General features: G+C 37.6%; 14 protein-coding genes and 2 tRNA genes. 9 read left to right on the top strand and 7 right to left on the bottom strand.

The window, feature by feature from the left end; translation table 11 throughout:
* Positions 1–52 precede the first annotated feature (52 nt).
* Together ACN0TV_RS16005 and ACN0TV_RS16000 are read right to left on the bottom strand one after the other, a co-directional pair.
* A complete protein-coding gene (locus ACN0TV_RS16005; protein ID WP_417364202.1) occupies positions 53–1723 on the bottom strand; it encodes a SulP family inorganic anion transporter in 1671 nt (556 codons plus the stop codon).
* Between the two features lie 257 nt (positions 1724–1980).
* Positions 1981–2054 (bottom strand) — tRNA-Met (locus tag ACN0TV_RS16000).
* Between the two features lie 138 nt (positions 2055–2192).
* On the opposite strand from ACN0TV_RS16000, the gene ACN0TV_RS15995 reads away from it, so the two are divergent.
* Together ACN0TV_RS15995 and ACN0TV_RS15990 are read left to right on the top strand one after the other, a co-directional pair.
* On the top strand, positions 2193–2576 hold the full coding sequence (locus ACN0TV_RS15995) for an START-like domain-containing protein (RefSeq protein ID WP_417364200.1): 384 nt from the start codon (positions 2193–2195) through the stop codon (positions 2574–2576).
* 55 nt (positions 2577–2631) lie between these two features.
* Positions 2632–3477: an aminotransferase class IV gene (locus ACN0TV_RS15990; protein WP_417364198.1), complete on the top strand. Its 846-nt coding sequence runs from the start codon at positions 2632–2634 to the stop codon at positions 3475–3477.
* On the opposite strand, the gene ACN0TV_RS15985 is transcribed toward ACN0TV_RS15990, so the two are convergent.
* The 3 genes from ACN0TV_RS15985 to fmt all read right to left on the bottom strand — a co-directional run bounded on the left by ACN0TV_RS15985 (position 3474) and on the right by fmt (position 5583).
* Entirely contained in the window at positions 3474–4034 is a 561-nt protein-coding gene (locus ACN0TV_RS15985; protein WP_417364196.1) for a YqgE/AlgH family protein, read from the bottom strand. The two genes, ACN0TV_RS15990 and ACN0TV_RS15985, sit on opposite strands and share 4 nt — an antisense overlap.
* A gap of 135 nt (positions 4035–4169) precedes the next feature.
* On the bottom strand, positions 4170–4442 hold the full coding sequence (locus ACN0TV_RS15980) for an HU family DNA-binding protein (RefSeq protein ID WP_008990993.1): 273 nt from the start codon (positions 4440–4442) through the stop codon (positions 4170–4172).
* Positions 4443–4629: 187 nt separating this feature from the next.
* A complete protein-coding gene (fmt, locus tag ACN0TV_RS15975) occupies positions 4630–5583 on the bottom strand; it encodes a methionyl-tRNA formyltransferase (protein ID WP_417364193.1) in 954 nt (317 codons plus the stop codon).
* Positions 5584–5848: 265 nt separating this feature from the next.
* Here fmt and ACN0TV_RS15970 point away from each other — a divergent pair, with 265 nt between their 5' ends.
* The 7 genes from ACN0TV_RS15970 (at position 5849) to ACN0TV_RS15940 (ending at position 11981) form a co-directional block, all read left to right on the top strand.
* On the top strand, positions 5849–7075 hold the full coding sequence (locus ACN0TV_RS15970; protein WP_417364191.1) for a Glu/Leu/Phe/Val dehydrogenase dimerization domain-containing protein: 1227 nt from the start codon (positions 5849–5851) through the stop codon (positions 7073–7075).
* A gap of 28 nt (positions 7076–7103) precedes the next feature.
* Positions 7104–8477, top strand: coding sequence for a sodium:proton antiporter NhaD (gene nhaD / locus ACN0TV_RS15965; protein WP_417364189.1), 1374 nt, complete (start codon positions 7104–7106; stop codon positions 8475–8477).
* Between the two features lie 52 nt (positions 8478–8529).
* Positions 8530–9219, top strand: coding sequence for a MotA/TolQ/ExbB proton channel family protein (locus ACN0TV_RS15960; protein WP_417364187.1), 690 nt, complete (start codon positions 8530–8532; stop codon positions 9217–9219).
* Positions 9220–9305: 86 nt separating this feature from the next.
* Positions 9306–9692, top strand: coding sequence for an ExbD/TolR family protein (locus tag ACN0TV_RS15955; RefSeq protein WP_417364186.1), 387 nt, complete (start codon positions 9306–9308; stop codon positions 9690–9692).
* Between the two features lies 1 nt (position 9693).
* Positions 9694–10620 (top strand): cell envelope integrity protein TolA, encoded by a 927-nt coding sequence (locus ACN0TV_RS15950; RefSeq protein ID WP_417364185.1) that lies wholly within the window; start codon positions 9694–9696, stop codon positions 10618–10620.
* A 3-nt stretch (positions 10621–10623) separates the two neighbouring features.
* Positions 10624–11832, top strand: a complete 1209-nt coding sequence (locus ACN0TV_RS15945) for a bifunctional folylpolyglutamate synthase/dihydrofolate synthase (protein ID WP_417364184.1) — start codon at positions 10624–10626, stop codon at positions 11830–11832.
* A 71-nt stretch (positions 11833–11903) separates the two neighbouring features.
* Positions 11904–11981 (top strand) — tRNA-Val (locus ACN0TV_RS15940).
* Positions 11982–12079: 98 nt separating this feature from the next.
* On the opposite strand, the gene ACN0TV_RS15935 is transcribed toward ACN0TV_RS15940, so the two are convergent.
* Positions 12080–13066 carry an ISL3 family transposase gene (locus ACN0TV_RS15935; RefSeq protein ID WP_417364182.1) on the bottom strand — a complete coding sequence of 329 codons (987 nt, stop codon included), beginning with the start codon at positions 13064–13066 and terminating at the stop codon, positions 12080–12082.
* The gene (locus tag ACN0TV_RS15930) at positions 13047–13406 is read right to left on the bottom strand and encodes a transposase (RefSeq protein ID WP_337900737.1); all 360 of its coding nucleotides are present in this window, start codon (positions 13404–13406) and stop codon (positions 13047–13049) included. The genes ACN0TV_RS15935 and ACN0TV_RS15930 overlap by 20 nt, the downstream gene beginning before the upstream one ends.
* Positions 13407–13472 lie beyond the last annotated feature (66 nt).

Below are 13472 nucleotides of genomic sequence, written 5' to 3'. Positions count from 1 at the left end.
TTTTCAACCTACCACAATCCCGATATGAGTTCAATGTAAAGCAGCCTCACTCTTACTTGCCAAGGATTTGTTCTGCTCGTTGGACTGCCTGCTCAATGTTGTCACATATATTGTGTTTTCCCAAGTCGTGATAAACGTCCATTGTGAGTAACTCTTTTTTAATATCATCATTGGCTCCTGAGATAATTGTAGTGGTTCCAGAAGAATCTAAATCTGTGTATATTTCTTTCAAGCGTTTAACACCTGTTGCATCTATAAATGGAACGTGCCTAATTCTTAAAATCAAAATTTTTGGCTTATGCTTTATTTTCTTGATGACCTCCTGGAACTTTTGAGAAGCTCCAAAAAACAATGGCCCATTGATCTCATAAATCAAGACATCCTTTGGAATATCCGGAATTTCTTCTTCAAACAGTAGTTCACCATTATCCGCTTCGGTTTTAAAATAGCGCATTGCATTTTTGATGGAAGTCGATTCACTCATTCGTTTCATAAAAATAAAACTTGATAATATCATACCAACTTCAATGGCGATAATCAAATCGAAAAATACAGTTAAAAAGAAGGTTGTAAGCAATACAATGACATCCATTCGATTGCTCCTTAGGAGCGCTCTGAAATGATGCCACTCACCCATATGCCATGAAACAACAACCAAAATACCCGCTAAACATGACAAGGGTATCAATTTGGCAACTGGTGCAAAGAGCAACATAATCAACAACAAAACAATGGCATGTACAATCCCAGAAATAGGCGTCCTACCTCCGTTTTTGATGTTTGTCGCTGTACGTGCTATAGCACCGGTCGCGGGTATACCACCAAATAACCCAGAAAAGATATTTGCCACTCCCTGCCCGATGAGTTCTGTATTAGAACGATGCCTGCCCCCGATCATACCATCTGCAACAACTGCTGAGAGCAGGGATTCTATACTACCCAATAAGGCAATAGCAATTGCGGGTTGAATTAATTCTTGGATGGTATCGAAGTCAATACTCGGAAAGGTGGGCATACTGATGCTGTTAGGTATTTCGCCAAATTTTGTTTCAATGGTTTCAACAGGAAGTTCGAAAAAATAAACGGCAAAGGTACTTATAAGAATAGCTACAATTGAACCTGGTATTTTCGATGTCAATTTGCCAAAGTTAAACGAAATCAAAACCGTCCCGACAGCGATGGCCACTGCAATCCAATTTATATGTTTAAAATTCAGAAAATAAGCCTGCCATTTTTCAATAAAATCCGCCGGAACTTCTCCCATCTCTAACCCCAAGAAATCCTTAATCTGGGAAGAAAAAATAATAATAGCGATCCCACTAGTAAAGCCAACTATCAGCGGGTATGGGATAAACTTTAAATAGTTGCCAAGTCGAGCTAGTCCAAGGCCGATAATGAGAAATCCAGCCATAAATGTGGCAATAGTTAAACCACTAACACCATGGGTTTGTACAATTCCATAAACAATAATAATGAACGCGCCTGTAGGCCCTCCAATTTGCACCCGACTACCACCTAGTACAGAAATGGTCAATCCGGCCACTACAGCCGTGACAAGTCCTTTTTCAGGAGAAACACCTGATGCGATGGCGAAGGCAATTGCCAACGGTAATGCCACTATCCCTACAATTATTCCGGCAGTGACATCTTTGGTAATTTGTTTTCTGCTTATACCTTCTTTGAGGAGGGTAAAAAATTTAGGGATAAACACATTGTTTTTCATCGTATAAATAAAATATCTTATTTAACCCTACATCCAGCAAAATTTTGAACTAAAAGGTTTATAGAGTTAATAATTGAATACCATCCGCACCATCTTTTGGAATTTCACCTCCGGTATCATTAATTTACTGGCTTTGACTTTTTATGAGAATCAAATCGTATTAAACTATGTTAATATACAAAATACAATGCACAAAAAAAGAGGCTCTTAGTAATTTAAAAACCTCTTTATCAAATCTTCAGAATAATTAATTCTTGTAGCGAGATCGGGAATTGAACCCGAGACCTCCGGGTTATGAATCCGACGCTCTAACCGACTGAGCTACCTCGCCTTTTTGCTTTAGCGGGTGCAAATATATAAACAAATTTCGGTCAATCAAATCAAAGTGCGAAAATATTTTAATTAAAAAATAGGTTAAGTTGAACTTAAATAATTATATTGTCGCTTTATATAATATTATGATTTATTTATGGAAGAGAAAGTTAAATACGAGTTAGAATTCCCTATTCATTCATCCCCGCAATTACTTTATCAATATATATCTACTCCATCTGGTCTTTCAGAATGGTTTGCTGATAACGTAAACTCAAGAGGGGAAGTTTTCACCTTCATATGGGATGGGGCAGAAGAAGTAGCAAAATTAATTAGAAAAAAGAGTGGCGAACTTGTAAAATTTAAATGGGATGAAAGTGAAGAATACACTTTTTTTGAAATTAAAATAGTTGTCGATGAAATAACCAAAGATGTTTCCCTAATGATCACCGATTTCACTGATGAAGATGAATTAGAAGAAGCCAAAATGCTTTGGGAAAACCAAATATCTGACCTAAAACAAGTATTAGGTTCCGCTTAGGATTCTTGATTCTTATAAAGTATATTTGTGCCTTGAATTTTCAAGGCATTTTTTTATGGTGAATTTTAACGGAGCATTATTAGAAGAAGGGACGGCATTCCTCGATGAATCCAATCGCGGTCTGCGTTATGGAGATGCATTATTTGAAACTATCCGAGTGGTAAATTCAAAAATATTCTTTTGGGAACCTCATTATTTAAGGCTGATGGCATCAATGCGTATTATGAGATTACCCATCCCCATGATTTTCACCATGGAGCATATGGAAGAAGAGATTTTAAAAACCTTAAAAGCAAATTCCTTGGAAACCAGTGCTGCAAGAATTCGCATTACGGTCTATAGAGAAGCTGGAGGTTTCTATACTCCCACCAATAATCAGGTGTCCTTCATTATAGAAGCATCGATTTTAGAGACACCATTTTACGTCAATAATCAAGAGCGTTATGAAGTGGAGCTTTTCAAAGACCACTACATAAACTCAGGGCTGTTATCTACTTTAAAATCTAGCAACAAATTAGCTCATATACTCGCCAGCATTTACGCCAAAGAAAACGATTATCAAAATTGCCTGCTTTTAAATGATCATAAAAATATCATTGAAACCACCAATGGCAATTTATTTCTAGTCAAGGGCCATACAATTAAAACACCTCCTATTACTGAAGGTTGCCTTAATGGCATCCTAAGAAAACAACTCATTGAAATTATCAAGAAAACACCGGAGTTTGAACTTATAGAAGAACCTATCTCCCCATTTGAATTACAAAAGGCAGATGAGATGTTTACAACTAACGTGATCTCTGGAATCACTTCAGTAAGTAAATACCGTAAAAGGAATTACAATACTACTATTGCTATGACATTACTCGGGCGCCTAAACGCACATGTAAGACTGATTTAGTTTAACAGTGGATTCTCTGGTGCATTAGACCAAATGAGGTAGTCACCCCCAAGTTCCAACATTTTCTCTCTCCAAAAGGACAAGGAGGATTTTTTGATGATATTACTCTTATACCTATTCTCGGATACTACCCAAGAATTGCTAGTGAGCTCCTTATCGAGTTGCATGGTATCCCAACCGGAGTAACCTAGAAAGAACTTAATATCTGAATCCTTTATACGTTTGTTATTGATCAACCCTACAATAGTCTCGAAATCTCCACCCCAATAAATACCGTTAGAAATTTCAATACTATTATTAATTAGTTCCGGAACTTTATGAATAAAGTAGAGGTTATCTTGTTCAACTGGGCCTCCATTATATACCCTAAGGGAGGTGTTCACCTCTGGAATAAGTTCACTGAGATCAAATTCCAGTGGTTTGTTAAGAATAAAACCAATAGACCCTTCACCGTTATGCTCAGCGAGCAATACTACGGAACGATTAAAAGCTACATCGCCAATGATGGAGGGTTCGGCAATTAGCAAATGGCCTTTCTTCGGAGTTAAAGCAACCATAAGCACTAAGTTTTTCTTTTAAATCTATGAAAAAATCACAAACCGTCAAATATTTGTAAGATATTTTTTGTTTTACAAAACAAAAAAGGCACTCGATAAGAGTACCCTTTTCATAATATGAAATAATAAGTTAGATTAGTTTACAGCGTCAGCTAACTCAGAACCAGCTTTAAATTTCACTACATTTTTTGCAGCAATCTTAATTGTTTTACCAGTTTGAGGGTTTCTCCCTTCTCTAGCTGATCTTTTAGATACTGACCAAGATCCAAATCCTACTAGAGAAACACGTCCTCCTTTTTTCAATGTACCTTCTACACTACCTAAAAAAGATTCTAGTGCTTTTTTTGCTGCAGCTTTGGTTATTCCTGCGTCAGCAGCCATTGCATCGATTAATTCTGTTTTGTTCATAATTTAAAGATTTAAAAATGAATATACGGTTAAACATTTATTTAATTCGCTACACAAAATTATACGGATTTCATTCTCACGCAAGTAATATCAAGGGAAATCCTCGGATTTGTTAATAACTTCACTTGATTGTTAATAAAGTGGCTTGCTTTTTATATATTTCTACCACCCTACAGCCGACGCGGGCTTAGCGCATTTTCGCATTGGAATTAAATGAGAAACCATTAAGAACATCTTTGATGACCATTTTTCGTTTACCAGCAAGTTGGATTTCAGTTAAGATCAGAAAGCCATCTGAACTTGCAACTTTCAGTTTTTTATCCTCCACTAAAACTACGCCTGGTTCTAGGGAGTGATCCTTCAACTCTACCTGGCTATCATATACCTTTATATTCATCTGCACATCATCACCATTGTCCAAAACGGTCCATGCCGAAGGATAGGGACTCAGACCTCTTATTAGATTATATATAGCTTTAGAAGTATCATTCCAATTGATCTTGGTGTTCTCCTTATTTAGTTTATAAGCCGTTTTTTCAATTTCCAATTGGGGCTGTTTTGTGGTTTCCACCTTATCTGCCGCAATGTTCTCTAGGGTTTCTATCACCAAAACCGCACCTTCAACCATTAGGCGATCATGTAAAGATCCAGCATTTTCATTTTCCCCAATAGCAACAGTACGATGAGCGATAATCTCTCCTGTATCTATTTTGTCATCAATAAAAAAGGTGGTAACGCCAGTTTGTTTCTCTCCATTAATTATTGCCCAGTTGATTGGAGCTGCCCCCCTATATTCTGGTAATAAGGAAGCGTGAAGGTTAAAAGTCCCATAATTAGGCATATCCCAAACCACCTTAGGTAACATTCTAAACGCAACCACTACCTGCAAGTTGGCCTGTAATGCTTTTAAAGATTCTAAAAAATCTTCATCTTTTAGGTTTGTAGGCTGCAATATGCTCAATCCCCTTTGCTCTGCAAATGTTTTAACTGCGGATTGTTGAAGTTTACGTCCCCTACCTGCTGGACGGTCTGGAGCGGTTACAACACAGACAACCGTAAAGTTGTTATCCAATATATGTTTTAGTGTTTCTACGGCAAAATCCGGAGTCCCCATAAAAACTATACGTAAATCTCTATTCATTGTAGCTGATTTTTTTTCAAAATTACACAATTAATAAAGAACTCTAATGGCTTTTGAAGCCCACATAACCGATAAAAAATAAAACGATTTAAGCATCTAAAAAGCACTAAAATAATGTTCTTTATGACAACGCCATCGCCTTAACATCAATAAAGACACGAGGTTTGGCAGAAATAGAAACTTTTAATTTCTAGTTATAAAGTTTAACGATTTAGCTTTGGAAATTTCAACTTTCTCATATATTTGTAGAACTTTATTCCATTTAATGAAAGAACTACTAAAACAATACGAAGAGAAATCTCCGGAAATTATATTCAACTGGAAAGATTCTGAAACGGATGCCCAAGGTTGGACAGTTATAAATTCATTAAGAGGTGGTGCCGCTGGTGGTGGTACTCGTATGCGTATTGGATTAGATGCCAATGAGGTACTTTCGTTAGCCAAAACCATGGAGGTCAAATTTACAGTTTCAGGACCTGCGATTGGAGGTGCTAAATCCGGAATAAATTTTGACCCTAATGATCCCAGAAAAAAAGGGGTCCTTGAACGTTGGTACAAGGCCGTTTCACCACTGTTAAAAAGTTATTATGGCACTGGTGGAGATTTAAATGTAGATGAAATTCATGAGGTTATCCCGATGACAGAAAACTGTGGGGTATGGCATCCTCAAGAAGGTGTATTCAACGGACATTTCAAACCCACTGAAGCAGATAAAATCAACCGAATTGGTCAATTGCGCCAAGGTGTTATTAAGGTAATTGAAAATAAAAACTTCTCCCCTGATGTTCTTCAGAAATATACTGTTGCTGATATGATAACAGGATATGGGGTTGCGGAGTCTGTAAAACACTATTATCAAATTTATGGCGGCAGTATAAAGGACAAAAAAGCAATTGTCCAAGGTTTTGGAAATGTTGGAGCTGCCGCAGCCTATTACTTATCACAACTTGGTGTTAAAATAGTTGGTATCGTAGATATTAAAGGAGGGCTCATAAAAGAAGAAGGCTTTAGTTTTGCTGAAATTAAAAACTTATTTCTAAGCAAGAAAGGCAATACACTATCAAGCTCAGAGCTCATCCCTTCACAGGAAATTAACCAAAGGATCTGGAAACTTCAAACCGATATATTTTTACCCTGTGCGGCTTCACGTCTAATTACCAAAGAACAAATCGATCAATTAATCGATTTTGGCTTAGAGCTTGTTTCTTGCGGCGCGAATGTTCCGTTTGCTGATAAAGAAATATTTTTCGGCCCTATTATGGAGCATACCGATCAAAGGGTAAGTCTTATTCCTGATTTTATATCCAATTGTGGAATGGCTAGGGTCTTTGCATATTTTATGGAGCGCCGGATTGAAATGACCGACGAGGCTATATTTTTAGATACCTCCAACACCATTAAGAAAGCATTAGAAAACACCCATAAAAAGAATTGCAGTAAGAAAAATATAAGTAATACCGCCTTCGAAATTGCTTTAAAGCAACTAATTTAGATGAACACTAATTCCTAAAAACCACCTTATGGAAACCATCATTATCATACTTTTTGTTCTTGGTTATTTAGCCATTGCAATAGAACACAATTTAAAAATTGACAAACTAATTCCGGCCTTAGTAATGATGGCTGCATTATGGGCTATTGTTGCAACGAGCCATATGGACGTATTTGAAGTCAACGCTGAACTTAAAGAGTTAGAGGCTACCGATATTCAAAGTATTTTACTGCACCATTTAGGAAAGACGGCAGAGATATTAATCTTTTTAATGGGAGCGATGGCAATTGTTGAAATTATAGATTTTTTCGATGGCTTTGGAACTATTAAAAAGTACATTAAAACCAAGAATAAAAGAAAGCTACTATACATTTTTAGCATTTTAGCCTTTATTCTTTCCGCTATTATCGATAACCTTACAACAACCATAGTTCTAGTAACAATCGTTCAAAAAGTTGTAAAAGACAGACAGTTACGCCTCTGGTTTGCTGGTATTGTAGTTATTGCCGCAAATGCTGGTGGAGCTTGGTCACCTATTGGAGATGTTACCACCACAATGCTTTGGATTGGTAATAAGGTAACAACACTTGCATTAATTGAGCATGTATTAATTCCTTCTATTGCTTGTGTTGCCATTCCAACATTCATCGCATCAAGACTCCCTATTTTTAAGGGAGAGATCGAAGGTGAAGAGGATCTTGAAGAAGTTGCTGGAAGTTCATCTAAATACGGCCCTACAATGTTATATTTAGGGCTTGGATTTATCATATTCGTTCCTATATTTAAAACAGTAACCCATCTACCTCCTTATGTTGGTATGATGTTATCCCTAGCTCTAGTAGCGACCTTTGCTGAGATATTCAGTCGTAAGAAGTTTGCACTTACTACCTTCACCCAGGATGATGAAAACCAGGTAGCTTACCATAGCCCATTACACCACTCATTAGGTAGAATTGAGATGCCCAGCATCTTATTCTTCTTAGGTATTTTAATGGCTGTTGCGGCGCTTGAGTCTTTGGGGATGCTTTTTCATTTTGCAGAAACCTTGAGCAACTCTATTCCAATGCTTGGAACTGAATCTGTGGGCGAAAAAGTCTCTGATTTGGTGATTATAATTTTAGGATTTGCCTCGGCAGTTATTGACAATGTACCGTTAGTTGCGGCAAGTATGGGTATGTTCTCTATAAGTATAGATGATCCAGTTTGGCACTTTATAGCTTATTCCGCAGGAACAGGTGGAAGTATGCTTATTATCGGTTCCGCTGCAGGTGTTGTTGCTATGGGCATGGAAAAAATCGACTTCTTCTGGTATTTGAAAAAAATCGGATGGTTAGCCATGATAGGATTCCTTTCTGGAAGCGTTGTTTTTATTTTAATGCGTAATTTAGTTTTAAATGCATAATTTTGGAATGTATTATTCGTTATTAAATTAAACTTAAAAGATCATAAGTTATATGAATTTATTTCAAGAGGCGACCCAAGAGGTTGCTGAGGAGGTCCTTTCTGAAGAGAAGACCCTATCAGTAATAGACCTAATTGTTAATGGTGGAACAGCAAGTATAATCATAATTACTATTCTATTTGTAATGTTATTTATTGCCCTGTATGTCTATTTTGAGCGAAACTTTGCTATTAAGGCCGCATCTAAGATTGATAAAAACTTTATGAATCAGATTAAAGATCATATTTCTAATGGCAAAATTGAGGCTGCTAAAATTTTATGCGCTCAAACAGATTCGCCTGTGGCTCGATTGACAGAGAAAGGGATTTCCAGAATTGGAAAACCATTAGAAGACATTAATAAAGCTATTGAAAATGCAGGCACATTAGAAGTTTACAAACTAGAAAAAAATGTAAGTATTCTAGCAACCATTGCCGGAGCAGGTCCAATGATTGGATTTTTAGGAACTGTTATCGGTATGATTATTGCCTTTCACCAGATGGCAACCAGTGGTGGTCAAGCAGAGATGGGGCTACTAGCAGGTGGTATATATACGGCGATGACTACAACAGTTGCTGGGTTAATCGTAGGGATTATTGCTTATTTCGGATATAACCACTTGGTTGTTCGTACAGATAAAGTTGTGCATCAGATGGAGGCTAATGCTGTAGAGTTCTTAGATTTACTGGACGAGCCGGCATAAAGTTGACATTGTAGCAAAATTGATATCAAACAGATAATCGGCAACTGTCTGGTTATCTGTTCTTTTTAACACCAAATTCAATACAAATGAAACTGAAAGGAAGAAATAAAGTATCAGCAGAATTCAGTATGAGTTCCATGACAGATATCGTGTTTTTGTTGTTGGTTTTCTTTATGCTTACCTCCAATACACCCAATGCACTGGATCTTTTGTTACCAAAAGCCAAAGGAAAATCTACGAATACTCAGAATGTATCTGTAAGTATTAATAAAGATCTTGATATTTATATCGACAAGGTGAAGGTCAATCCTGAATTCGTCGAAACAGAACTAAGACGTAGATTAAAAGACGTTGAGAAACCCACCATTATCCTAAGAGCGGAAAAAAGTGTTCCCATTGACAATGCAGTAAACATTATGGATATTGCAAACCAAAACAATTATAAAGTAATACTAGCGGTAAGGCCTAAATAAGATGTCACTATTCGATACCATACATAAAAGAAAATCATTCACTTTGACTACAGCATTGCTCACAGCATTGTTGCTACTTTTCTTTTATATCGGATTAACTTATTTGGACCCACCTATAGAAAGTGGGATTTCCGTTAATTTTGGGACGACCAATTATGGTAGTGGAAATGTACAACCCAAGGCGCCTGTAAAAAGCCAACCACAGAAACAACCTGAACCTACTGAGGCAGTAACACCTCCCGTTAAGGAAACACAACCTGAGGAAGAAGCCCCTAGTAAACCAGCTGAAGTAAAGACTGAAGAAGTCGTTACCCAAGACAACGAAGAATCCGTAGTGATCAAACAACAAAAAGAAGCTGAGGCAAAGAGAAAGGCTGAAGCTGAGGCAGAAGCCAAACGCCAAGCTGAGGCTGAGGCTAAAAGAAAGGCAGAAGCCGAGGCTGAGGCTAAGCGCCAAGCTGAAGCGCAGCGTATACAAAAAGAACAAGAAGCCAAAAAACAAAGCCTCGACGCCCTTATGGGTGGCTTAAACAGTTCTGAAGGCACTGCAACTGGTAGTGAAGGTGATGATGCCAGAGCAGGCGACAAAGGGCAAATAGATGGCGATCCTTATGCCAATAGTTATTACGGTAGCGCAGGCAGTGGTAGTGGTGGCACTGGATATGGATTAAGTGGAAGAAGCTTAAGGTCTAGTGACAAGTTTGTTCAACAATGTAATGAACAAGGAACTGTAGTAGTGCAAATTGAGGTGAATCAATCCGGAAACGTTGTGAAAGCAACGCCAGGGGTTAAAGGTTCTACCAATACTGCACAGTGTCTTCTAGAAGCAGCAGCAAAGACCGCAAAATCATATAAGTGGAATGCAGACTCTGCTGCCCCACCTCTTCAAATTGGTTTTGTAGTGGTTAATTTCAAATTGGGGGAATAAAACATGACCTATCTTCAGACTTTAGACTGGATGTTCTCCAGGCTACCCATGTATCAAAAACAAGGGCCAACGGCTTTAAAGCCTAAATTAACAAACACCATAGCGTTTTGTGAACATTTAAAAAACCCACATGCGCGTTTTAAAAGTATTCATGTTGCAGGGACCAATGGAAAAGGTTCATCCAGCCACATGCTAGCGTCTGTTTTGCAAGAGGCGGGATATCAAGTTGGACTCTATACCTCCCCTCACCTAGTTGACTTCAGGGAGCGCATTAAAATCAACGGAACACCTATACCTGAACAGACCGTAGTTTCCTTTATAAAACAGCATCAAGAATATTTAATTACTCAGCAGCTGTCCTTTTTTGAAATGACCGTAGGAATGGCCTTTTGGTATTTCGAGCAGCAGCAGGTAGATATTGCAGTTATTGAAGTTGGATTAGGTGGACGATTTGACTCTACCAACATCATTACTCCTGAGGTAGCGCTAATCACTAATATCGGGTTGGATCATACAGACATCTTAGGCGATACTATTGAACTCATCGCAGCGGAAAAAGCAGGGATCATCAAACCAAACATTCCAGTGGTTATCAGTGAATATAATCCATTAAGTTTTCCGGTATTTGAAAGTGTAGCCCAGCAAAAGAATGCTCCATTAACTTTAGCTGCAAACCTAGAGGTCAGCCACGAAAGTGACTTACTAGGAAGTTACCAATTAAAAAATATTAAAGGTGTCGTTGCAACATTAGCCCAGTTAAAGGAGTTCAACATTAATGAAACACACCTAAAAGTAGGACTTTTAAATACTGTTAAAAACACCCAACTCCTAGGACGCTGGCAGAAAATAGGAACGAAACCAACAATCCTTTGTGATACTGCGCATAACAAAGAGGGGTTAGCCATAGTGGTCTCACAAGTTCAACAAGAAACTTACGAGGTACTCCACATCGTTTTAGGCTTTGTAAAGGATAAGAAATTAGAGAACATCCTTCCTTTATTCCCGAAAAATGCCATTTATTATTTTTGTGCACCAAATCTTTCCAGGGGACTATCCGCAAAAGTTCTCAAAGAGAGAGCTGCCGAATTCGAGTTAGAAGGATCTGTATATGATTCAGTTTCAGAAGCCTTAGCGGCAGCACGAGAGAAGGCAACAGAAAATGATTTTATATACGTTGGCGGCAGCACCTTTGTAGTAGCAGAAGTACTCTAATTTTTTAAAACTTTTTCTTTGCTCATATAAAAAACTGTTCTATATTTGCAACCGCAATCGAGTAAATGAAAGGGCGATTAGCTCAGTTGGTTCAGAGCACCTGCCTTACAAGCAGGGGGTCACTGGTTCGAATCCAGTATCGCCCACCACTTACAAACAAAGCCATTCAAGAAATTGAGTGGCTTTTTTAATTTTGTACAGGTCACGCTATAGGTCACTAAACTTGGATCATTCCCAAAAGTTGTGTTTATGCAAAAATTGTGGTTAATCTGAATAAGAAGAATTCTACATTTTTGACACCTCTAAACTGGGCTCTAAAAGCTTTTATTTTAGCATTAAAAGATTCTGCTGAAGCATTAGTACTTCTGTTTATAAAATAATTCAAAATCGATTTATAGTTAATAGTTATCGTATTTGCTATGGTGTTAAAGGCTTTAAATCCTGTTTGTTCTACATCCTTATACCAGTGTGCTAACTTAGTGTAAGCAGTTTGTATAGAGGTAGCTGTATTGAATATGTTTCTTAATCCTTGCACTAAATCGTATGCTCTTTTGATATCGGGGTATTGTTCAAAGAGGATTTTGGATCGTATATATTGATTTTGTGTCCAATTGTTTGGCGCTTTATAAAGCAGATACCTGCTTCTAGCCAAGAGTTGTTTTCTAGTATCTCCATTAGGAAAGGTCTCTGGAATGAATCCTTTTTGCACACTCTTAGTTTGTTTAATTTGTTCATTTTCTAAGTCTATAGCTTCCCACCGATGTTTGATTCTAATGTCTTGTAGTGCCTCTAGGGCTAGTTTTTGTACATGAAAACGATCTGTTACTTGTATGGCTTTAGGAAAGCATTTTTTGACAATCATTTTCATTGAATGTGCCATATCCAAAGTAATTTCTTTTACCTTATCTCTAAGTGTCTTTGGGATTTTAAGTAGTTGCTCTATAATAGGTTCAGCTTTGGTTCCCGCAAGTATAGCTACAATAGCTCCTTTTTTACCTTTAGCTTTTTTATTAGTAATGATAGTGTAGAGTTCTCCTTTGGATAGAGCGGTCTCGTCAATAGATAAATACTTGCCCATATTCTCAGGAAAGATTAACCAGTCTTTAGCGTGGGACTTTTGCTTCCACTCTTTAAACTCACTTAGATAATCTCGATAGTGTCGTTGTAACTTCTTGCCATTAACTCCGTAAAACCCACCTATGGTGTGGCAATCATTAGTCTTGGTACTGACCAAGTACTTTTAAAAAAGCAGCAAACTCTACTGTCATACGAGTTCCCTGCGCTACCAAATCCCAATTTCGATGCACGGCTTGCCCTGTGGTTTTATCAAGCCATCGACGGCGCTTGATATGTAAATAAACATTCTTGCCACGCAATGGAAAGTCCTGAACAACAAGCTCTTTATGAAAACCATGAGCTATCAAGATCCTGTGCTTTTCTTCTCTAGGAGTATCTTTCTTTTCTTCAAAATACAAATGAAGCGTTCCTTTTTCTATTTCGTGGGAAGCTATGGTAAAGTGACTGACTAATAATTCAGGGAGGATAAAACGTAATAGGTCTAATGATAATTCCAATGCAAGTCTTTTTTTTGCAAAGATCGAATTTTACTTCTATTTACACACAACTTTTTGACTTGATCC

The organism is Galbibacter sp., from assembly GCF_048266365.1.
Lineage (GTDB): Bacteria > Bacteroidota > Bacteroidia > Flavobacteriales > Flavobacteriaceae > Galbibacter.
The sequence above is the reverse complement of the archived record's forward strand: the minus strand, read 5'-3'. Positions and strand labels throughout refer to the sequence as shown.